25 protein-coding genes are annotated in these 21637 nt (G+C 46.3%); 22 read left to right on the forward strand and 3 right to left on the reverse strand.

The genetic code is table 11. The annotated features are described in order from the left end of the window. Positions 1 to 40: 40 nt before the first annotated feature. A complete protein-coding gene (gene ppdK / locus IGI73_RS00460; protein WP_428207018.1) occupies positions 41 to 2674 on the forward strand; it encodes a pyruvate, phosphate dikinase in 2634 nt (877 codons plus the stop codon). Between the two features lie 82 nt (positions 2675 to 2756). On the opposite strand, the gene IGI73_RS00465 is transcribed toward ppdK, so the two are convergent. Next, positions 2757 to 3149, reverse strand: coding sequence for a YbaN family protein (locus IGI73_RS00465; RefSeq protein WP_005226569.1), 393 nt, complete (start codon positions 3147 to 3149; stop codon positions 2757 to 2759). A gap of 173 nt (positions 3150 to 3322) precedes the next feature. On the opposite strand from IGI73_RS00465, the gene IGI73_RS00470 reads away from it, so the two are divergent. The 3 genes from IGI73_RS00470 to IGI73_RS00480 all read left to right on the forward strand — a co-directional run bounded on the left by IGI73_RS00470 (position 3323) and on the right by IGI73_RS00480 (position 6945). Beyond that, entirely contained in the window at positions 3323 to 4132 is an 810-nt protein-coding gene (locus IGI73_RS00470) for an aldo/keto reductase family protein (RefSeq protein WP_428207017.1), read from the forward strand. Between the two features lie 285 nt (positions 4133 to 4417). Beyond that, positions 4418 to 6463 carry a methyl-accepting chemotaxis protein gene (locus tag IGI73_RS00475; protein ID WP_438759002.1) on the forward strand — a complete coding sequence of 682 codons (2046 nt, stop codon included), beginning with the start codon at positions 4418 to 4420 and terminating at the stop codon, positions 6461 to 6463. A 272-nt stretch (positions 6464 to 6735) separates the two neighbouring features. Continuing rightward, entirely contained in the window at positions 6736 to 6945 is a 210-nt protein-coding gene (locus IGI73_RS00480; RefSeq protein WP_005226572.1) for a hypothetical protein, read from the forward strand. Positions 6946 to 6978: 33 nt separating this feature from the next. Here IGI73_RS00480 and IGI73_RS00485 read toward each other — a convergent pair whose 3' ends face one another. Together IGI73_RS00485 and motA are read right to left on the reverse strand one after the other, a co-directional pair. Then, positions 6979 to 7749: an OmpA family protein gene (locus tag IGI73_RS00485; RefSeq protein WP_428207016.1), complete on the reverse strand. Its 771-nt coding sequence runs from the start codon at positions 7747 to 7749 to the stop codon at positions 6979 to 6981. 13 nt (positions 7750 to 7762) lie between these two features. Beyond that, positions 7763 to 8527, reverse strand: a complete 765-nt coding sequence (gene motA, locus IGI73_RS00490; protein WP_005232810.1) for a flagellar motor stator protein MotA — start codon at positions 8525 to 8527, stop codon at positions 7763 to 7765. Positions 8528 to 9147: 620 nt separating this feature from the next. Between motA and flgB the strand changes: the two genes are divergently transcribed. The 18 genes from flgB (at position 9148) to fliR (ending at position 21631) form a co-directional block, all read left to right on the forward strand. Next, positions 9148 to 9507 (forward strand): flagellar basal body rod protein FlgB, encoded by a 360-nt coding sequence (gene flgB, locus IGI73_RS00495; RefSeq protein WP_017144455.1) that lies wholly within the window; start codon positions 9148 to 9150, stop codon positions 9505 to 9507. 21 nt (positions 9508 to 9528) lie between these two features. Then, positions 9529 to 9945 (forward strand): flagellar basal body rod protein FlgC, encoded by a 417-nt coding sequence (gene flgC / locus IGI73_RS00500; RefSeq protein WP_003129038.1) that lies wholly within the window; start codon positions 9529 to 9531, stop codon positions 9943 to 9945. Between the two features lie 7 nt (positions 9946 to 9952). Further along, complete coding sequence (gene fliE, locus IGI73_RS00505; RefSeq protein WP_016608997.1) at positions 9953 to 10276, forward strand: flagellar hook-basal body complex protein FliE; 324 nt, start codon at positions 9953 to 9955, stop codon at positions 10274 to 10276. Positions 10277 to 10303: 27 nt separating this feature from the next. Continuing rightward, positions 10304 to 11926 (forward strand): flagellar basal-body MS-ring/collar protein FliF, encoded by a 1623-nt coding sequence (gene fliF / locus IGI73_RS00510; protein ID WP_373192323.1) that lies wholly within the window; start codon positions 10304 to 10306, stop codon positions 11924 to 11926. A gap of 10 nt (positions 11927 to 11936) precedes the next feature. Then, complete coding sequence (fliG, locus tag IGI73_RS00515) at positions 11937 to 12941, forward strand: flagellar motor switch protein FliG (protein WP_005226586.1); 1005 nt, start codon at positions 11937 to 11939, stop codon at positions 12939 to 12941. Next, a complete protein-coding gene (locus tag IGI73_RS00520; protein ID WP_413159071.1) occupies positions 12925 to 13683 on the forward strand; it encodes a FliH/SctL family protein in 759 nt (252 codons plus the stop codon). Before fliG ends, IGI73_RS00520 begins: the two co-directional genes overlap by 17 nt. Then, entirely contained in the window at positions 13680 to 15032 is a 1353-nt protein-coding gene (gene fliI / locus IGI73_RS00525) for a flagellar protein export ATPase FliI (protein WP_086294347.1), read from the forward strand. Before IGI73_RS00520 ends, fliI begins: the two co-directional genes overlap by 4 nt. 22 nt (positions 15033 to 15054) lie before the next feature. After that, a complete protein-coding gene (gene fliJ, locus IGI73_RS00530; RefSeq protein ID WP_428207015.1) occupies positions 15055 to 15474 on the forward strand; it encodes a flagellar export protein FliJ in 420 nt (139 codons plus the stop codon). A 65-nt stretch (positions 15475 to 15539) separates the two neighbouring features. Then, positions 15540 to 16913, forward strand: a complete 1374-nt coding sequence (locus IGI73_RS00535) for a flagellar hook-length control protein FliK (protein WP_428207013.1) — start codon at positions 15540 to 15542, stop codon at positions 16911 to 16913. Between the two features lie 12 nt (positions 16914 to 16925). Then, the gene (locus IGI73_RS00540; RefSeq protein WP_003129052.1) at positions 16926 to 17357 is read left to right on the forward strand and encodes a flagellar hook capping FlgD N-terminal domain-containing protein; all 432 of its coding nucleotides are present in this window, start codon (positions 16926 to 16928) and stop codon (positions 17355 to 17357) included. Further along, entirely contained in the window at positions 17354 to 17716 is a 363-nt protein-coding gene (locus tag IGI73_RS00545) for a flagellar protein (RefSeq protein WP_015508733.1), read from the forward strand. The genes IGI73_RS00540 and IGI73_RS00545 overlap by 4 nt, the downstream gene beginning before the upstream one ends. 78 nt (positions 17717 to 17794) lie before the next feature. Next, complete coding sequence (locus IGI73_RS00550; protein WP_010748537.1) at positions 17795 to 18691, forward strand: flagellar hook-basal body complex protein; 897 nt, start codon at positions 17795 to 17797, stop codon at positions 18689 to 18691. 35 nt (positions 18692 to 18726) lie between these two features. Continuing rightward, positions 18727 to 18924 carry a flagellar FlbD family protein gene (locus IGI73_RS00555; RefSeq protein WP_005226609.1) on the forward strand — a complete coding sequence of 66 codons (198 nt, stop codon included), beginning with the start codon at positions 18727 to 18729 and terminating at the stop codon, positions 18922 to 18924. 11 nt (positions 18925 to 18935) lie between these two features. Next, complete coding sequence (locus tag IGI73_RS00560) at positions 18936 to 19439, forward strand: flagellar basal body-associated FliL family protein (RefSeq protein WP_438759003.1); 504 nt, start codon at positions 18936 to 18938, stop codon at positions 19437 to 19439. Between the two features lie 14 nt (positions 19440 to 19453). Further along, complete coding sequence (locus IGI73_RS00565) at positions 19454 to 19819, forward strand: flagellar biosynthetic protein FliO (RefSeq protein ID WP_015508734.1); 366 nt, start codon at positions 19454 to 19456, stop codon at positions 19817 to 19819. Continuing rightward, positions 19816 to 20580: a flagellar type III secretion system pore protein FliP gene (gene fliP, locus IGI73_RS00570; protein WP_005232783.1), complete on the forward strand. Its 765-nt coding sequence runs from the start codon at positions 19816 to 19818 to the stop codon at positions 20578 to 20580. The genes IGI73_RS00565 and fliP overlap by 4 nt, the downstream gene beginning before the upstream one ends. A 25-nt stretch (positions 20581 to 20605) precedes the next feature. Further along, entirely contained in the window at positions 20606 to 20869 is a 264-nt protein-coding gene (gene fliQ, locus IGI73_RS00575) for a flagellar biosynthesis protein FliQ (protein WP_005226613.1), read from the forward strand. A 12-nt stretch (positions 20870 to 20881) separates the two neighbouring features. Beyond that, on the forward strand, positions 20882 to 21631 hold the full coding sequence (gene fliR, locus IGI73_RS00580; protein ID WP_005232781.1) for a flagellar biosynthetic protein FliR: 750 nt from the start codon (positions 20882 to 20884) through the stop codon (positions 21629 to 21631). Positions 21632 to 21637: the final 6 nt, after the last annotated feature.

Raw genomic sequence — 21637 nt, forward strand, 5'->3', positions numbered from 1 at the left:
TTAATCGAAATAGTATATAACATTTAAAAGGAGGAACATGATGGAAAAAGCAGTCGTATGGTTTTCAGAAGGCACAAAAGAGCAAAAAGCACTATTAGGCGGGAAAGGGGCAAATCTTGCGGAGATGACCAATTTGGGTTTGCCTGTTCCCCAGGGATTTATCGTCCCTGCGACTATTTGCCTGACCTATTTAGAAGAACAGGTTCTTCCTGAGGCGATCATCAAGCAAGTCAAAGCTGCCATCGAAGAATTGGCAGTCCGCAGGAACAAAACATTTGGCGGACTGCAGTCGCCGTTGTTGGTTTCTGTCCGCAGTGGGGCTAAGTTTTCCATGCCAGGGATGATGGATACGATCTTAAACCTTGGGTTGAATGATGAAACCGTCCAAGGCTTGGCTCAGCAGACGGGGGACCCCGTTTTTGCTTATGATTGTTACCGCCGCTTGATCCAGATGTATGGGGATGTGGTGAAAGGTGTAGCAAAAGAGCACTTTGAAGCCTACTTGACAGATTATAAGAAACAGCAGAATTATGCGTCAGACCAAATGATGACCGGCAATGATTGGCAAATGATCTGCCGCGTGTTTCAAAGTATTTATATGGAACATACTCAAGAAGCGTTTCCGCAAGACCCGTTTCAGCAATTGTTGGCAGCCATCACGGCGGTTTTTCGCTCATGGAACAACCCACGGGCAAAGACCTACCGATCTCTCCATCGCATCCCTGACGATCTAGGGACTGCCGTAACGATTCAAGAAATGGTTTTTGGTAACAGCGGGATAAATAGCGGGACGGGTGTCGCCTTCACCCGCAATCCAGCAACCGGGGAACCGGGACTTTTCGGCGAATTTTTAGTGTGTGCCCAAGGGGAAGATGTGGTTGCAGGGATTCGTACACCGCAACCGATCCAAGCGTTGGCACAGCAGCATCCCATGATCTATCAGGAATTAAAGCAACTGGCTGAGCGTTTGGAGGATCACTATCAAGACATGCAAGACATTGAGTTTACCATCGATGACGGCCAGCTGTTTGTCTTGCAAACGAGAAACGGCAAACGAACCGCCGCTGCCGCAGCGCAAATCGCAACGGATATGGTCGCAGAAGGTCGGATCACTATCAGGCAAGCACTAGATCGCATCACACCAGAAATGATCGATCAATTGCTGCACCCGTTATTTGCCCCCGAAGCCTTACAGCAAGCCAAAGCCTTTGCGCAGGGCTTGCCGGCTAGTCCAGGAGCAGCTTCAGGACATGTCTATTTCACTGCAGAGGCGGCGGAAAAAGCCAGCCGCGCAGGAGAAAAAGTCCTGCTGCTGCGGCAGGAAACCTCACCTGAAGATATTGAAGGCATGGTGGTGAGTGAAGCGATCATTACCGCTCGTGGGGGGATGACTTCGCATGCGGCGGTGGTCGCCCGTGGTCTGGGGGTCTGCTGTGTGGTAGGGTGCGAGGCATTAAGTGTCGATGTATTTTTGAAGCAGGCTCGCTGCGGCGAGCTGCTGATTGAAGAAGGTGACGTGCTTTCGGTAGACGGCAGCACTGGCAAACTGTATCAAGGGCAGCTGCCTATGACCAGTGTCCAGGAGCGGGTCTTGCTGGATCAGCTTTTGACGTGGGCACAAGCCCAGGCAGATCTAAAGGTTTACGCAAATGCGGAAACGAAAAATGACATTGAGGCTGCGCTGGCCTTTGGGGCAGCGGGCATCGGTCTGGCACGGACGGAGCATATGTTTTTTGGGGAAGAGCGTTTGTGGAAAATGCGGGAAGTCATTTTGGCGGAAACGAAGGCGGAACGATTGAAGGCGTTGGCTGAGATCAAGGCTTATCAAAAAGCCGATTTCCAAGAAATGCTGCAGGCCGCGCAAGGAAAGAAGTGTACGATTCGTTTATTAGATCCACCACTTCATGAATTTTTGCCCCATGAGCATGAACGCCTTGAAATGGCTCGCCGTAGTCAAAAATCATTGGCAGTGATCGAGCGGCGAATTGACGAGCTGCAAGAGGTCAATCCCATGATGGGGCATCGCGGCAGCCGTTTAGGACTGAGCTATCCAGAAATTTATGAAATGCAAACAGCGGCGATTTGTGAAGCGGCTGTGGAATTGCGGCAGCAAGGAGTCGAGGTAGAGGCGGCGATCTTATTGCCCCTGATCAGTTTGCCCGCAGAGCTGCAGGTGTTGAAAGCGACGTTGACACAGGTGATCGCTCAAGCAGAAGCAACCCTGCAGCAACCATTGCACATCGAGATCGGCATGATGATCGAGACACCTAGAGCGTGCTTGATCGCTGGGGAGTGTGCTGAAGATGCTGCGTTCTTTAGTTTTGGTACCAATGACTTGACCCAAATGACGTTTGGCTTTTCGCGGGATGATGCAGGCAGCTTTATTCAAGCCTATTTGCAGTCGGGGATCTTACAAGAAGATCCTTACCAGCACTTAGATCAGGCGGGTGTTGGCACCTTGATGCGCCAAGCGATCACTGGCGTAAGAGATCGTCAGCCAGAGCACTCGATCGGTGTTTGTGGCGAAGTCGGCAGCGATCCCTATTCCATTGCATTTTTGCGAGAGATCGGCATCGACTATGTTTCTTGCTCCCCATACCGAATCCCTGCTGCCTGGTTAGCGATCGCCCAATCCGCCCCCATCATCGAAGAGGCGTCAGTGGGCGATCGCTAAAATAGGAGAAAAAAATACACCGCAGTCCACTAGCAAGGCTCGCCTGCTTGGTGGATTACGGTGTGTTCGTGCAGCGTCGTTCTTACAGGGGCTGATCCGTTTTTTGAATCGCGGGTTTGCGTCCTTTTAAATACCAAGTGATCCCAATAACATGGGCGAGGTAGATGGCAGCGAGGACGAAACGTACCAGCAGATTAGGGATCAATAGTGCAGGAATTGCAAAGACTACCAGCATCATGGCAAACATCCGAACCATTCCCTTGGTACTCAGCTGTTTTTGTACGAGTGGTTTTTCAATGTATTTTTGATAATTTTCTGATTGAACCAAGCGTTGATAATAGGTATCGGAACTCCGCAGCCAGAAATAAGCCGTCAGCAAGTAAAAGACCGTTGTGGGTAAGAAAGGTAAAAAGATTCCTAAAGTACCTAGACCGAATGTCAGTGATCCACAAAGAAAAAATAGTGTTTTTTTCAAAAGTAACCCTCCTTATTTGGGTGTTTCGTGTCTTACCCTCAGTATAATGGAGGAGGGGCAGCTTGAACATGCGTTTTGTGTTTTTCCCCGTTTTTTAGCGACAATAAGAGTTTTTCTTCCCCATACTCCTGCTTTTTTGATAGACTAGAAACAACACAAAGGGGGGAAGCAGCATGGAAACGATTGAATTGAATACCGGCATTCAGATTCCAGTGATCGGCAGTGGGACGAATACATTTGGGAAAGAAAACCGAGAATACCAAGGTGCGATCAATGATGATACGACAGAGCTGTTGACTGCCATCAAGCTTGGGTATCGGCATTTTGATACGGCGATTTCTTACCGCAACGAAGCCGTGGTAGGCAAAGCCATCAAGGAAAGCGGGATCGACCGCAGCGAATTTTTCCTGACTTCTAAGATTCCTGGCAAACCAGAGCATACGCAAGATGCAGCTGCCGTGAAAGTGTCTGTCGAAGCGAGTTTAGCAGCCTTGCAGACGGAATCGATCGATCTTTATTTGATCCATCATCCGTGGGACAACTTGGCAGAGATCGCCGCTGTCTGGGCGGTTCTTGAGGCTTATGTCGATAAAGGAGTCTTAAAAGCGATCGGGGTGTCCAATTTCCAAGAAGAAGAACTTAGCTATTTATTGGCAAACAGTCGGATCAAACCAGCGGTCAATCAAATCGAATCGCATCCAGGCAAGTGGAACGATGCGATCATCGCCTATTCCTTAGCCAATCAGGTAGTTCCAGAAGCCTGGGGGCCACTTTCACGGATTTCAGAAGCGGCTCGGGAAACCTTGACCCAAATCGGTGAAGCGTATCAAAAAACCTGGAGCCAAGTGGTCTTGCGTTACCAAATCGAGCGTGGGGTGATCGTGATTCCGAAATCCCATTCAGAAAAACATCAAGCCGAAAATTTAGCGCTCTTTGATTTCGCTTTGACTGCGGAAGAAAAAGCCGTCATCAAAGAATTATAGGCAATAAAAAGCAGTCCCATTAAAGGGGCCCCTACAGCCAGTGCGGAAACTTCCGTGCTGGCTATTTTTATGCAGTCGCAACGCTCCTTCATGACTGAGGAGCTTTTCTATTCGTTAGATCAGCAACCGTAAGCCTTAGCAAAAAAGAAAATGCGCTTGCAGCCGTTTCTACCAATGAACCCTCTTAATCATTCAAAGAAATAACCGATTATCCTTACTAAGGGTCGTCTACGGACGAGTCTTCATTGGATCGTGTGAAATTGGAAATGAAGGAGTGGCACAGTTGTGAAAAAAAGAAAAAAGACGATAGGAATTTATGTGATGATCACCTTGATGCTGGTTGCGGGGATCCCGATCATTGTCATGCTGACAAGTTCCTATTTAACCACCAAGAACTTATTGATTGAACGAAATGATTTGAACAAAGAAAGTGCCGTCAATTTGATCTTGGCGGAAGAAAAGAGTTTGCGCCGATCGACGGAAAGCAAATTGAAATCAATGGCTGAACTGCCAGCGATGAAAACAGAATTCAGCATGGGACGCATCCGTTCAGATCTTTCTTTAGCGATTGCTGGAAGCAACAGCTTCTTAGCGGTGACTTTTGGAACAGAAGATGATGAATATGTAACCTTCAATCCCTTACCAGATGATTATAAGCCTACGATTCGGCCATGGTACAAAGGGGCCGTAAAAGCCGAAGGAGAAGTGTATTGGACAGCACCTTATTTAGATACAGTGTCGAATCAATTTGTGACGTCGGCTTCGATCAGGGTCAAAAATTCCCATAATCAAGTGGGGGTTTTAAGCGTCGATGTTTCCTATGAAAGCATTCAAAACATCTTGTCTTCCTTTACCGTAGGGCGGACTGGGAATGTCACCTTAGTTTCAGAATCTGGGGTCATCGTGACCTCAAAAAACACCAAACAAATCGGTAAGAATATCAAAGAAGAAGAAGTATTCCAAAAAATCAAAGAAGCTAAAAACCCGACAGGCATGGTTGGTTTAGGCGACTCGAATAAAGTCAACGATGTGTTGTATGACAAGTCTGCTAATTCCAATGTTTGGGCGTACTCCGAAGTCAAAGCTAGTGATCTAGACAAAGAGTTAGGGGCGTTAGTCCGCACCACCATTATCGTTACGATCTTGATGCTGCTCTTTGTAGGACTGGTTTCTTATGCCGCGATCAAAGTAGTCGCAGCAATCATCGATTGCTTCAATCGTTACTTTAGAAAAGTCGGTGAAGGCAAACTAGAGAAGATGAGCAAAACCAAAAGAGCCAAAGGCGAAAAATGGACATGGGAGCAATTGGCACGCCGAGTTGTATATCCAGACAAAGCAGGCAATGAGATCCAGCAAATGGCGGACAATTACAATGTGATGATCGAAGGCACGGGTGCATTGATCCAAAAAGTACAAAAAGAAAGCAACAGTGTCGCAGGAATGTCGGATTCTTTATTAGAATTGTCAAAACAAACCAATATTGCGACAGAAGAAGTCTCTCAAACCATTACGGGTATTGCTGAAGTGACCGGTGCGCAAGCCCAAGAAACAGAATACAGCGTGTCACAAATGCAAAATCTGTCGCAAGTCGTGAAAGAATTACGAGAAAATGTTGGCGGCATGAGCAGCAAGTCACAAGAATCTACGAAGATCAATCAAGAAAACTTAACGATCATGGATCAAGTCGATGACAGCTGGCGACAAGAGTTGGCACAGATGGAGCGTTTGATGTCGAACATGACGGGAATGAATGATAGTATCCAAAACATCAACTCGATCATTGGGGTCATCAACGATATTTCTTACCAAACCAACTTGCTAGCCTTGAATGCATCGATCGAAGCCGCAAGTGCAGGTGAGTCGGGCAAAGGCTTTGCCGTCGTGGCTGCTGAGATCCGTAAATTGGCGGAACAAAGCAAGGCTTCTACCAAAGAGATCGAAGCGATCATTGAAGAAATTCGTGAGCAGTCTAGTCAAATGGTCAAACAAACGTCGGCGTCTGTCAAAGGCGGCGTTCGCCAAACCAACTTGATCAAAGAAGCGATCTCGTCTTCAAAAGAAGTTTTCCAACGCAGCAGCTATATGATCGAAGGCATCCATCATATTGAAGCAGCCAGTGCCCGTATCGAAAACATTCAAAACAGTGTACTGGAAAACTTAGAAAACATTTCCGCATCAACGGAAGAAAATGCCGCTGGTACACAAGAAGTTTCCGCAAATGCAGAAGAAGTCTTGGCAACCATGGATGAATTTACCAACCATGTGGCCGATCTCAGAGACATTGCAGAAGAGTTGAAGCGATTGACCAATCGGTTTGAAGTGGAAAAATAAATGATTGACTAGCGAAAGCTGATCATCCCCCCATTCCCAATAAATTCGTTGGTAATGGGGGTTTTTTGATGTGTATGGTTAAATCAGAATTGTCCAACTGCAAAAAAAGAAGGTCAGTTAGGAAACCGTAGGGTGAGGCATGAAGCATCTGTTATAATGAGAAGAAGCAACCAATGGCTGTCGACTTTTGCCAAGCAGCAACATCAGACAGGTGAACTGTGATTGCTCATTAAGAAAGCGTACACTTTAAGTTGAGAAAAGGAGGGGTACGGTTGCTGAAGATTTTTGGAAAAGAATACCAATTGATTCGTCTCGCCTCTTGGCTGATGCTAGTTATGGGTATCATCATTTTAGGCTTAAAAGGGTTGCTTTTTATGGTTTTTGAGATTCCTTTTATTGACCGTTCCACATTGGTGGGCATTGTCATCATTTGTTACGGCTACTACAATTTATTTATAGATAAAAAAAACGATCGCCTTTGAAAGGGGATCGTTTTTTTAATTGGAAAAGGTTATTTATTGAGCAGCTGCCGTTTCAGTCCGCTGAATGATCATCTCCACGCGGCGGTTTTCCGAGCGGCCTTGGGGGGTGTTGTTATCGGCCTTCGGTTCGGTATCGGCAAAGGCTTGGATGGCAGCATTTTTTTCTAAAACGGCGCCTTTGCTGATGAAGTACTCCATAACGGTAATGGCCCGAGCGGAACTAAGATCCCAGTTAGATTGGTAGCGGCCATTGCCTTTTTCAGGTACGTTATCGGTATGCCCAGCGATCACGATTTTGTTGGTTTTTAATTTTTTCAGTGAGTCCGATAGCAGATCCAGTGACTGACGAGTGGTGTCCGTGATCTCGGCGCTGCCAGAGGCAAACAAGATGCTGCTGGCAAGCGTGATATGCAAGCCATCGGATTCCAAGCGGACTTCTGTCTGCTCTTTTAAGCCAGAAGCTGCCAGCTCTTGTGCCAGCTGGTCGCTCATTTTTTCTAGTTGCTGATTTTCCAGTTGGGTCCGAACCGCTGCTTCTTGCGCTTGTGCTTCGGCAGAAGTGGCGGCTTTTTTTCGCGGCGTGGTCTCGCCCATATCGATCACCGACCCAATCACAGATGAATTGCTGTGGTGGCTGGAAAGGATGGTGCCAAATTCGCTTTTGATTTCTTGGAACTTCTCATCATCGACTTTCGCCATGGCAAACATGACGATGAACAAAGCCAGCAGCAAGGTCAACATATCCGAGTAAGGCAAAAGCCACGCTTCGTCTACATGTTCTTCATGTTTCTTTTTTCGCTTCATGTCGCTTCACCCTTTATAATTGTTCTTGCCGTTTTTTCGGATCGATCAAGCTGTATAATTTTTTCTCAATGCTTTTCGGCGATTGCCCGGCTTGGATCGCTAAGACCCCTTCCACGATGATCGACATCATTTGGACCTCTTGCTCCGATTTCAAGGTCAGGCGTGAGCTAAAGGGAATGAACAGGACATAGCCGAAGAAAATACCATAAAGGGTCGCCACGAAGGCCGCCGAGATCATGTGCCCCAGTGCCTCTACATCCTCTAAATTACCTAGCGCCCCAATCAGCCCGATCACGGCTCCTAACACCCCTAAGGTCGGGGAACTCGTGCCGGCGGTTTTAAAAATAGCCGAGCCGATGCGATGCCGTTCTTCGATCCCATAGATCTCATTCTCCATGATTTCTTGGATCTGTTCGGCAGCGATGCCATCAACCACCATTTCCAAGCCCTTTTTTAAAAAAGGATCTTCTAAGTTTTGGATGGCACCTTCAAGAGATAACAAACCGTCGCGCCGGGCTTGGTTGGCTAATTCAACGATGGTATTGATGGTTGTTTTTAAGTCGTATTCTTTATTTTTCAGCAGAACGCCGAAGATCTTCGGGATTTTTTTGATATCACTGCTGGGAAATGAATTGATAACGGCTGCGATCACACCAACGAAAATGATGATCGCGGCTGCCGGATTGATCAAAACGGCCACATTGGCACCTTTTACAATCATCCCAACCACCACAGATATCAATCCTAAAATAATACCGATCAGCAAGAAAAAATCCATTTGTTGCGTCCTCCTAAATTCTATTTCCAGGTTTTAAACCCTCATTTATTTTATCGGTGAATTAAAATCATTCTTAATAGCAAAAAAAAATAATCCTAAAAATAACTAAAATAAATTTTCAGCTTCTTCTTTTTTTGTTGTTTTTTGGGCAAGTGGCGGCAAATTTTTGAAATGGTACAGCTTGCAATTTTTGTGAATATTTATAGATGGTACCGTTTTTTTTAGTGAAGCGTTTCTCAGGGTTTGTCATGTCATTCATCACAAATGAAAATGTTTTAATCAATTTTTCGAATAATGCTTGTTTTTTTATCAAAAATCATCTTTTGATCAAAAAGCATAGATATGCTTGTAAAACGCTTTATATCGATCGTTTACTTTTTATAACTGGGGACGAAATTGCGATGAAACAGTGTTTAACAAATAACATAACATGGTTGTAACTTAAATGTCATATCCGTAAAGTTGCAAAAATCAAATTGTAAAATAAAAATAATTCTACTATAATGACATCACGTCTTCTTGTTTTTTTAATCTATAACAAAAAAATAAATAAATATATTTGTTTCTGTTCCATCGCTGAAAAAAACGTTTGGTACAGAAGGTGGAAGGAGCAATTATTGTTGGATACCTATGATTTATTAAAAACAGCCATGAACGTTTCTGCCCAACGCGCAGAATTGATTTCGTCTAATATCGCCAATGTCAACACGGATGGGTACAAAGCCAAACGCATCGTGTTTGAAAGCGAATTAAAGCAGGCACTCGCTTCATCAGGGACGGACGCTGCAACCGAAGCGTCAGTTTCTCAAGTAAAACCGAAAATCACTGAAAATGCAACTACCAGCATCAAAGACAACGGCAATAACGTGGATCTTGAAGTGGAGATGTTGGATCAAGCAGCCAATGGGTTATATTACAGTGCATTGACCGCACAAGTCAACGGTCGCTTGCAAATGATGAACCTTGTATTGAGTAATTGATAGAAAGCGCAGGAAAAACAAATGGGTATGTTTAATGGACTAACGATCAACGCCAGCGGCCTAGCATTGGAACGGTTAAAACTAGATACGATCTCCAGCAATATCGCAAATGTAAATACGAATCAAACACAAACAACCGCGGCTTATCAAAAAAAGAGTATTCTTTTTTCAGAAAATTTAAAAAATAGTCGCGAAGGAACGCCGGCTACATACGGTGTCAAAGTGACGGGGATCGCTGCCGATGAAACGGAAAAACTGACCTATGATCCTACGAATCCCGCTGCCAACGATGAGGGATATGTCGGTCAATCAAATGTGGATATTGCCGATGAAATGGTGGCAATGTTGCAAGCGGTTCGAACGTACGAAGCCAATGTTTCTGCTTCAGAAATGAATAAAACGATCTTGAAAAAAGCATTAGAAATATCAAAGGGGTAACGAGAAAATGGATGGACTTTTAACGACAGGATTAACGGACTACCAAAACGTTTTGCGGACACTAGGCACGGGGGCTGCTTCAAACGAGACCAGTGTTGCAGGCGCCGAGGAAAATCAGTTTTCTTCTTACTTGACCCATGCGGTCGATCAGTTGAATCAAAAAACGGCGGTCATGGATCAAGATACTGTAAATTTGATCACCGGCGATGAAAGCGATCTAGGGAATGTGATGATTCGCATGACGGAGGCGCAATTGGCGCTACAAACAGCCGTTCAAGTACGAAACAAGTGTTTAGAAGCTTACAATGACGTGAAAAATATGCAGTTTTAGCAGTGGGTGAGGGAATAAGGATAAATGATGGATAAAGTGAAAGAATGGACAGAACAACTCAAAGACCGTTGGCAAATGCAAAGCTCTTTAAAGAAAATGATCGTTGTTCTTTCCGTTATCAGCGTTCTCGGAATCACAGCAGCTGTGTATTATTTAAATACGCGAATTGAATACGGTATCTTGTTTACGGATCTAAGCGATGCCGATGCGGGAACGATTAGCAAGGATTTGGAGGAACAGCAGATCGCCTACAAATTAGCCGACAATGGGACGACTATTTTGATCGACAAGGACCAAGTCGATGAATACCGCATCAATCTTGCCGTGGACAATAAATTACCAAATACCAGTACAGGCTTTGAATTATTTGATGATGCCAACATGATGACAACCGACGAAGACCGCAAGATCATGTATCAGCGAGCAGTAACGGGCGAACTGCAACGGGCGATCGAGTCGATCGATGCGGTCAAATCCGCCAAAGTTTTACTCGTGATGCCAGAAGAAAGTGTCTTTTCTTCTGAGGAAAGTGCGCCAACTGCTTCTATCGTGTTGACCTTAAAAAATCAGCAGATTGCAGACGAGTCCGTGCAAGGGATCGTTACCTTGACTTCAGGGGCAGTGGAAAAGCTGAAGCCAGAAAATGTAAAAGTCGTTGATAGTGCGGGCAATACCTTGACGAGAACCGAAGATGAAGCCAGTCAATTAAGTGGACTGAACAATAAATACATTGCCATCAAAGATTCCTATGAAAAAACGCTAGAAGAAAAAGTAGCGAAGTTGCTGACACCGATCTATGGTGCAGACAAATTCCAAGTGTCGATCAATTTAGACTTGAATTTTGACTCGATCGAGCGGAAGAAAGTTACTTATGATGACCCAGAGATCAAGAGTGAGACAGTGCAGGCTGCTGGTTCGCAAGGGACCGTCCAGGAAGCCCAAACAGGGACGGTGGATGACAATGTCTCCAATGTGACGGGTACGGATGGAGAGGGAAACAATTCCTATAGCCGTTCGGTGGAAAACGAATTGGATACCGAGACCACCACGACCATTACGGCCCCTGGCATGATCGAACGAATGACCAGCTCGATCGTGATCAATGCGAACCTTTCGCAAGCGGATCAAGCAGAATTGCAGCAGTTGATTGCTAGTGCCGTCGGCTATGACAATGACCGTGGTGATCAAATCGCGATCCAAGGATTTGACTTTGCCCAAGCAGAGGTTGATCCAGCCGTTGATCCGCAAGGGAATGAACCGATTGCAGCTGCCAAAGGTTATCTCAAGTATGCCATCATCGGCGGCATCGTGTTGACCTTGTTCTTAGTGATTTTAATGATCGTTGGCGTGATCCGACGTCGTCGTAAAGAAGACGAGCTGGAAGTCGATGTGACGGAGGAAATGGTCACTTTTGCACAACCGTCCGCAGTTAGCACTGGAGCAAGTCCGTCAGTTGCACAAGAAGTCGTTTTTGGCGGTGTCGGCAATCGGTCTGCTGAAACGAAACCAGCGGTGCCAGAAGCATCCACACAAGAAGCCGCAGCAGAACATTCAGGAGAACCAACATTGGATCAAACGGCTAGAAATTATGCCGAAAGCAATCCTGAAGTAGCGGCGGAATTGATCAAAGCTTGGATGAAAGAAAAATAAGGGGGCAGCCATGGATACAATAGACGGGGTAAAAAAAGCAGCGATTCTTCTGATCTCTCTAGGATCAGATACCTCTGCAAAGATCATGAAGCTGCTGCCAGAATCATTTATACAAAAAGTGAGCTATGAGATCGCCAACATCGACTTTGTCAGTCCCGAAGAGCGGGATCAAGTATTGGAGGAATTTTCTCATACCGCAACGGCCCGCAAATATGTCTTAGACGGCGGGATCGATTATGCCAAAAATTTGCTGAACCAAGCATTAGGCCCTCAAAAAGCCAAAGAAGTCATTGACGTATTGACTCAGATCCAGCTGCGGGAACGGCCCTTTAATATCGCTCGCAAAGCCGATGTTCAACAGTTGACCAATCTGTTGATCGGTGAACATCCGCAAACGGTAGCGTTGATTTTGTGCTACATGCAGCCGGACAAAGCGGCCAGCGTCTTGTCGCAGTTTCCCGATCATTTGCAAGTGGAGATCGCTGAACGGATCGGGACGATATCCAGTACGTCGCCTTTGGTGATCGAACGGATCGAAAAAGTGATCGAGAACAAATTCTCGAATTACATTGAGAACGATACGGAAAATGTCGGTGGTGTGCACACACTGGTAGAAATCTTGAACTCAGTCAGTCGCAGCACCGAAAAGAACATTTTGAACGACTTAGAAAAGCGGCAACCGGAACTATCCAACGAAGTGAAATCCAGCTTGTTTACTTTCGAGGATATCGTGACCCTCGATCGCTTGGATGTTCAAAAAGTCTTGCGAGATGTTCAAAACGATGTCTTAGTCTTAGCGCTTAAAGGCACGACCGATGACATCAAGAACTTTATTTTCTCCAACCTCTCATCACGGGCGGTGGAAAATCTGCAAGAAGAAATTCAATTTATGGGTCCTACCCGCTTGTCTGCTGTAGAAGAAGCCCAACAAAGTGTGGTGGCTGTGATTCGACGGCTAGATGAAACCGGTGAGATCTACATCGGAAGGGGCGACCAAGATGCAGTGGTCAAATAGCAGTTTATTGAAGCAGCAGGCGGTCAAAACGACCGAAGCTGCGCGCAGTATTTTGACGGATACGACCATCAAAGCGCCGATTGAGAAACCAAGCTTAGACCCAGAACTGCAAGCGGCTAGACGTGCACGCCAGTTGGAGCAGGAACGGCATCTGCAGCAAATGGAAGCCTTGAAGCAGCAGATTTTGACCGATGCACAAGAACAAGCGGCGCAAATTCTAGCAGAAGCGAGAACGGAAGGCTTTCAAGCAGGACAAGCAGACGGCTTTCAACAAGGCTATCAAGAAGGACTCAATGCCAGCAAAGAAGCCGCGCAAGCATTGATGGCCCAAGCCCAAGCCAATGTCGCTGAAGTCGTTTCTGAGATCAACACCTTTCGCTCAGAGAAAAAGCAAGAGATGATCGCTTACGGCACGGCAATCGCTGAAGCCTTGATTAATCAACGTTTTACAGATGAGCAAGCAGGCTTCCTGCCTTTTGTGGAGTCTGTGCTATGGCAATTTGAACAACCCGATCAATTTGTGACTGTTCGCAGCCAAGAGCAGCATCTTGCAGGGGTGCGAGAATTGTTGGAAACCAAAAAGCAGACGATCAGCGGGTTTCGCTATTTACTCATGGCAGATGACAGCTTGGCGGAACACGATTTTTGTATCGAATCTGAAAATGCCTTGGTGGTTTTTGAATTGAGGAAAGAAATCGCTCGATTTTTGAGCCAATTTCTAGAAAGCAGTGTGAAGGAATGACGTTTGAATTACCGATCACAGAGCTGCGCAAAACGGCGCAAGCACAGCCGTTTTTTACCACCTACGGCAAAGTCAGCGAAGTCGTAGGTCTGCTGATCAAAGTCGAAGGGCTGGCGGTTTTCATAGGGGAAATCTGTGAAGTCGCATTGCAAAACAAGACACATACAGCCTTAGCTGAAGTCGTAGGCTTTGTGAAAAAAACCGTGCTCCTGATGCCCCTTGATCAGCTAGAAGGCATCGGACCGGGCTGTTTGGTGCGGCCAACTGGCAAATCGTTGACGGTAAAAATCGATGATACGCTGCTAGGGCACACCTTAGATGGACTAGGGCGACCGTTAGATATGGCGCTGGAGCTGGAAAGTGCGCCAGAATATCCCGTTAGTCAAGATTCTCCTGACCCCTTTCGCCGTCAAAAAATCGCTGAGATCATGCCGACAGGTGTCCGGGCGATCGATGGTCTTTTGACCGTCGGCCTTGGCCAACGGATCGGCATTTTTGCCGGCAGCGGGGTCGGTAAGAGTACCTTATTGGGGATGTTGGCTCGTTATTGCGAAGCCGATGTCATCGTGATCGGCTTGATCGGCGAGCGGGGACGAGAAGTCAAAGAATTTATTGAAAATGATCTAGGCCCAGAAGGTTACCGCAAGTCGGTCGTTGTCTGTGCTACCTCCGATATGCCGCCTCTCGTACGATTAAAAGGGGCTCATGTGGCAACAGCGATCGCTGAGTATTACCGCGATCAAGGTAAGAAAGTCGTATTGATGATGGATTCGGTGACCCGTTTTGCGATGGCGCAGCGGGAGATCGGTCTATCGACAGGCGAGCCGCCGACGACCAAAGGTTATACCCCTTCTGTGTTTACAGCTTTACCGAAGTTGTTAGAACGCAGTGGGATGTCGGACAAAGGCTCGATCACGGCCTTTTATACTGTCTTGGTAGAAGGGGATGACATGAATGAACCGATCGCTGATGCGGTGCGGGGAATTCTTGATGGACATATTCTGTTGTCCCGAAAAATCGCCGCTCAAAATCATTATCCTGCCATCGATATTCAAAACAGCCTCAGCCGCTTGATGAAGACCCTTGTTTCTGAGGAACAGCATAAACATGCGGGGGAACTAAAAGAAAACATGGCCGTTTATGCAGAGGCCAAGGATTTGATCGATATCGGTGCCTACAAAAGCGGCAGCAATGCGTTGACCGACCAAGCGATCGCGCTGCATCACCCCATCCTGCGGTTTTTACAGCAAAAAGTGGATGAGCGGATCCCATTTGAACAAACGATTTTTGAACTGGCGCATTTGTTCAGTGAAGAAGCGCTGATCGAGCGCCAGCGTTCGACCATGTAAAACAGATCATAAAGGAGCAGCTATGCAAGCATTTCACTTTTCCTTAGAAAAAGTATTGGATCACCGAAAAACCATTGAGCAAGAAGCCAAACGCGCTTACGCCCAAAAACAACAGTTGTTGATTCAGCAAGAACAGCACCTGAATACGCTGACACAGGAAAAAGCCCAGCTTTTTGATGTCAATGAGATGACCATTGGGCGGATGCAAGTGCAACAACGCTATTTGCTTGCGTTGAATGCCACCATCGATGAGGTTCAGAACAAAATGTTTCACGTGAAGCAAGAATTGGCAGAGTCTTTATCGGTGGTGGTAGAAGCGCAGCAGGAACGCAAGATCGTGGAAAAGCTGCGAGAAAAACAATTTGCTGAATACACCTATGAACAGCACTTGGAAGAGCAAAAACAATTGGATGAGTTCGGCAATCGCGCCTTATTTTCTTAAAGCACTAATGGTTTTAGTGATGAGACGACCTTGGTTTCAAAGCATCAGCTGAGAGGAGGTGAACAATGAAAGAGATCACAACAAGCGCCGCAACCGCTGTACCTATCGGTAGCAAATCAAAAAAGACGGAGGCGTCACCAGAAGTCTTCAGTTTGCTGATGCAACAGCTGACAGAACAGACAGCAAGCAATCTGCCAGCATCCTTCGAACCATCAGGTATGACGGAGCAAACCGCCACCGCACCAGAAATGGGGATTGCCAGCAGTATGGAACATCTGCCGCAGGAGCCAGAAATCACTCCAGCAGTCGAACAACCTGCAACGACACAAGCGCCAGAAATGAGCCAGATCAGCCAGGCACCTTTTGCAGGCTTGGTTCAAGAAGCGCCACAGGCATCAATGGCAACGACGGAGCAGAACCAAACGAGCGCCACAGCAGCTTCTCTCGACAGTGTTTCAGCAGCTTTTCCAGCACCAATAGACGTAGCCACCACAGTCGTCAACCCCTCCGAGCCTGCGCTTGAAGGTCTAGCTTTGATGACAAATGACAGAAGTGAAGCCGCAGCAACAACGCTTGAAACACCTTTGCCAGAAGACTTAGTAGGCGAGGAGCAGACCACGGCAAAAGAAATCGCTCCTTTCAAGGAAATCAAGGAAGTCGATTCAGTAACACAAGCCGCGATTGCGCAAACGACAGAAGCACAGCTGAAACAGTCCACCGAAGGGACCGCGCAATTGGGCCAAACGGGACCATTAAATCAAGTGTCGCCAGTGACCAACCAAGCGACGGATACGACTAGCACCTTGCAACGCACGAATGAAACAGTCGCCAAAAAAGCGGAAGCTGTTTCTGCACAAGCCATTGCTTCTTCAGCAGCAACCGACAATGAAATAGCGGCACCAGCACTGCAGCTACTTGATGTTTCTCCCCTTTTGACCAAGCAAGGACTAACGCCAACAAAAGCGAGTATGGAGCAAGCGGTCCTGCCCTTAGCAAAAGCGACTGCCCAACTCGTCCAAACGAGCAGCACGGCAAGCGAGAAAAAAATCACGCTGCAATTCGTTCCCGAAAAATTAGGCACGATCCAGCTTTCCCTAGAAACGAATGCCCAAGGCAGCCGCTTAGAACTGACCGTTCAGCAGCCACAAGCCAAAGAATTATTGCTGTCCATCAAGCATGAGCTAGAGCAAGTTTTGCAAAAGCAAGAGCAGCCGATCCTAGCGATCAAAGAACCTACGTTAGCTTCTGTCCAGCAGGCTAGTCCGCTGGCAAATCAATCCTTTGCCGGCAGTATGATGGCAAGTGACAGTCAGTTAAGCCAACAGCGGTTTTTACAGGCTCAAAAAGGACAAAGCAAAAAGCCATTTCATCAAAGCAATACGGCTGAGGAAGAGCCGCAATTAGCACCGATCGATCATGCGATCAGTATTTTAGTGTAAAGGAGGAGACCTATGGCAGATGAAATTACAGCAGCTGCGGCCGGTATTGCCAATACATCGGCATTAACGCAAACAAAAAAATCTTCAGATATCTCCATGGATGATTTTTTGAAGATCTTAGCCGCATCTATGAGCAACCCATCGATGGGAGGCAGCGATTCTTCTGGTGGTGGTAGCACCGACTATATCTCGCAACTGGTTCAATTTACGACCTTAGAGAGCTTGAATGAATTGAGCGAAACGTTGACGACCTCGGTGATTTTACAGCAACAGCAGCAAGCCTTTAGCTTGATCAATAAACAAGTCACTCTGATGGACGGCACAGAAACATTGTCAGGAACCATCGAAAAGGTCCGCTTTGCCAATGGCTACGCCACGATCGTCGTAAATGGCAAAGAATACAGTATGAGTGCGATCCAAGAGATTGGTGGCGAAGCAAAATGAGTTTGACGATTCAACAGGGGCTGCAAAAAGTTGCCGGGGAGCCTTATCAACATCCCCGCAAAGGCGTGGACAAACAAGCCTTTTCTGCAATGCTTGAACAAAAACAAAGCGACATCAAAGTCTCCCATCATGCGCAAAAGCGTTTGACCGCAAGAGAATTGACCTTACAAGACGATGATTATCAATCCCTTTCAACGGCGCTTAGTGAGCTCGCGGAAAAAGGCAGCAAAGAATCACTGCTCGTGTACAAAGATATGGGCTTGATCGCCGATGTCCATTCACGAACCATCATTACGGCGATGGGGATGAATGAGCTTCACACCGTCACCAATATTGACAGCGCCACATTTATCAAATAGCAGCTGGACTGAAAAGGGGCTGCAAGTATTTTCTGAATGACAGAGGAAAATACGCCAACCATAAGGAGGAAAACAAGCATGTTACGATCATTATATTCAGGTGTCAGTGGAATGAAAAATCTTCAAACGAAAATGGACGTGGTTTCCAATAATATCGCCAACGTCAATACGGTTGGATTCAAATCAAGTCGAGTACTTTTCCAAGACATGATGAGCCAAACGATGTCCAACGCAACTGCGCCAGGCAATGGCTTAGGCGGGATCAACGCAACGCAGATCGGTTTAGGGGTTCAGACGGGCTCCATCGATACTATCAATACAGTCGGTGCCCCGCAATCGACAGGTCGCAGCATGGATTTTTATATCAGCGGACAGGGCTACTTTATGGTGCAAGGACCAGGAGCAAATGGCGAAACCTATTACACACGAGATGGCGCATTCGTGCGCGACAGCAACGGAACCTTGACCAATAGTGATGGGATGCAAGTCTTAGGTCGTTCAGTCAATGGCGGTCAACCAGTTGTCTATGATGACAACTTTGATGAAAACACGGCATTGAGCGGACAAGATGCGGTATCTCCCTTGTCGATCCCAAGCACACTGACCGTCAATGGGGAAACCTTGACCTATAACTCCATGGCGATCGATGCCAATGGCTTAGTGTTGGCAAAATACGGTAATCAAACCTTTGTGATGGGAAAAGTCGGTGTCGCAACCTTCAATAACCCAGAAGGCTTAGAAAAAGTCGGCGGCAACAACTATATCCAAACCAGCAACTCAGGGAATCCGATCGTTGCAGGACCTGGCAACAATGGCGCAGGAACGCTGCAAGCAGGTGCCTTGGAAATGTCCAATGTCGATCTTTCGACAGAATTTACCGAAATGATCATTGCGAGCCGTGCCTATCAAGCAAATTCAAGAAGTATTACGACTTCTGATGAAATGCTGCAAGAATTATTGAATCTAAAACGTTAAGAACGTGACGCTTCATCATTGAGAGGAGTTTGACCATGATTCTAGTGACAGCATTGAATGGCAAGCCATTCTATTTAAATCCAACATTGATTTATCGGATCGAAGAAATGCCGGATACATTGATCACACTGACAGACGGCAAAACATTAGTGGTGACGGAAGCTGCGCAAGAAGTTGCGCAGCGGGTGATCGAGTATCATACGGTGATCCATTCGAACCAAGTGAAAACGTAAGGGTGGGAAAGATGGCAAAAGAAGAAAAAGCACCAAAAGCAGAAAAAGAGAAAAAAGGCTTGAGTATGGTTGTTTTACTGCCGATCCTCTTGATCGTGGTAGTCGGCGGCAGTATCGGCGGGACCTTAGTGACGAATCACTTTTTGACGGGGGAAAAAACAGCAGCTGCTGAAACAGCAAAAGACAGCAGCAAAATCTCCTCAGACGAAGCGATCGTGGCATTGGATGAATTTTTAGTCAATCTGGCCAAAGAAGACAACCAAGAGCAGCAATACATGAAGGTCAATTTTTCGATTTTAGTGGCAGATGAGGAAAAAAGCGCGGAAGCCACGAAAAATGTGGCCGTCATTCGTGACAGCGTCGTAAATTTATTGCGCCAACAAAAGGCCAGCGGTATTTTGAGCTCCGCCGAAAGTGTACCGAATTTAAAAAAAGCATTGAAAGAAACAATTAATCAGGAATACGGATCAGAAATCGCCAAGGATGTTTATGTGACGGATTTAGTGATCCAATAGAAAGAGGCATGTTGATGGAAACATTTTTATCGCTGGTCAAAATGATTGGGTTTTTGCTGCTTATTCTTTATTTGATCAACATCAGTTTGAAATATTTGAATCGTTACACGAACCAGCACAATCACCAGCTGCGTATTTTGCAAAAAATCGCCGTCAGCAAGTCGTCTTCGATCGGGATCGTCCAAATCATGGACAAATGTTATGTCATGAGCTTTTCTGAACAGCAAAACCAAATCATCAAAGAGTTGACGCCAGAAGAAACGGCCACTTTTTTACAGCAAAGCCTAGAAAGCACCCAAGTGCAAGCTGGTAAAGACTTTTCTGAATGGCTCAACAAAGCCAAGGCGGAAATTGCTGGAAAACGAGGCAAGCAAAAATGAAGATCAAAGGCAGAGATATCAAGATCATGGCTGCGGTCCTTTTCAGCAGTCTGATGCTTCCGCAGACGGCATTTGCGCTAGACACGGAAGACGTCAGTTCCACCATCAACAATTTATTGTCGAATGGGAATGGCTCAAGTGATACGATCAATACTTTCTTGTTGCTGACGCTGCTTTCCCTTTTACCAGTCTTGCTGATCATGATGACTTCTTTTACTCGTATCATTATGGTTTTATCCTTTGTGCGCAGTTCGTTAGGTACACAGCAAAACCCGCCCAATCAAGTGTTGATCGGGTTGGCCTTATTCTTGACATTTTTTATTATGAAACCTGTGTATACCGACGTCTACCAGCAAGCGATCGAACCGTTTGATCGACAAGAGATCAGCCAAGCCGAAGCCTTTGACCGCTCAGAAAAACGGATCAAGGCCTTTATGATGGTACAGACACGGGAAAAAGACATTGCCTTGTTTGCGGAAGCTGATGGGGAGACCGAAAAGTATCATTCTTCTGACGATGTTCCTCTGACCGTTATGGTACCGGCGTTTATTATCAGTGAGTTACGAACGGCTTTCAGTATCGGCTTTTTGATTTTTATCCCCTTTTTGATCATTGATCTGGTCGTCTCCAGTATCTTGATGTCGATGGGGATGATGATGCTGTCGCCGATCATGATCTCACTGCCCTTCAAGATCTTACTATTTGTTTTAGTGGATGGCTGGTATCTGATCGTGGAGTCGCTGATCAAGAGCTTTCAATAGCCGCTAAGAAAGGAGCCAAGAGGAAATGACAGTAGAAATGGTACTTGATGTGCTAAGGGAGGCCTTTCTTCGAATTTTAGCGATATCTGGCCCTGCCTTATTGGTCGGCATGCTCGTTGGATTGGTGATCAGTATTTTTCAAGCCACTACCCAAATCCAAGAACAAACGTTGAGCTTTGTGCCGAAACTATTAGCGATTTTTTTGACCTTGATCTTGGCGGGGAATTTTATGCTGAATCTCTTGTTGAATTTTACCAAAATGATCTTCAAGATGATTGCGGCAATGTAAGGAGGAAACCTGATGGCGCCGATTCAAGCGACGGTGTTGATTTTTTGTCGAATATTGGCGTTTGTCGTCCTTTGTCCGATCTTCTCACAGCAAAATTTTCCGTCACTGGCAAAAATCGTGATCGGCATGGCGTTGACGGTCCTATGTCTGCCGACGGCACCTGCGATTCCCGAGCTTTCCCTCTTTATGCTGACGGTTTTCGTCATCAAGGAAGTACTGTTTGGGATGGCGATGGGCTATTTGAGTCAGCTGGTCTTTACTGGTGTGGAAATTGCGGGTCAACTGATCGACTTTCAAGTAGGCTTTTCGATGGCGCAAGCCTATGATCCGACGTTGCAAATCGCCTCTTCCCAGTATGGCAAAACGTACTATTGGCTGACGATCGCTGTGTTTTTTGGACTTGATCTGCATCATCGACTGATCACAGCACTGCTGTTGTCTTTTCGGATCGTGCCCTTAGGCTCTGTGGTGATCCAAGGAACGACGGTTGAAGGCATCGTCAAACTTTTCAGCCAAATGATGGTGATGGCAGTCAATCTTGCGGCACCAATGATCATTGCGCTGCTGTTGGTGGACCTGGTGCTAGGTGTGATTTCTCGGTCGATTCCCCAGATCAATATTTTGATGATGAGTCTTTCGATGAAAACCGCCATCAGTTTTGTGGTGTTTCTCTTGCTACTACCCAATGTTCTTTCGTACTTAGGCAAACACTTGCCAGATACGGTCCGCTATTTGCAGGAGTTTATCGAGTCCTTTCAATAAAGTAAC

It is taken from the genome of Enterococcus sp. DIV0755f (assembly GCF_051713725.1).
Lineage (GTDB): Bacteria > Bacillota > Bacilli > Lactobacillales > Enterococcaceae > Enterococcus_D > Enterococcus_D casseliflavus.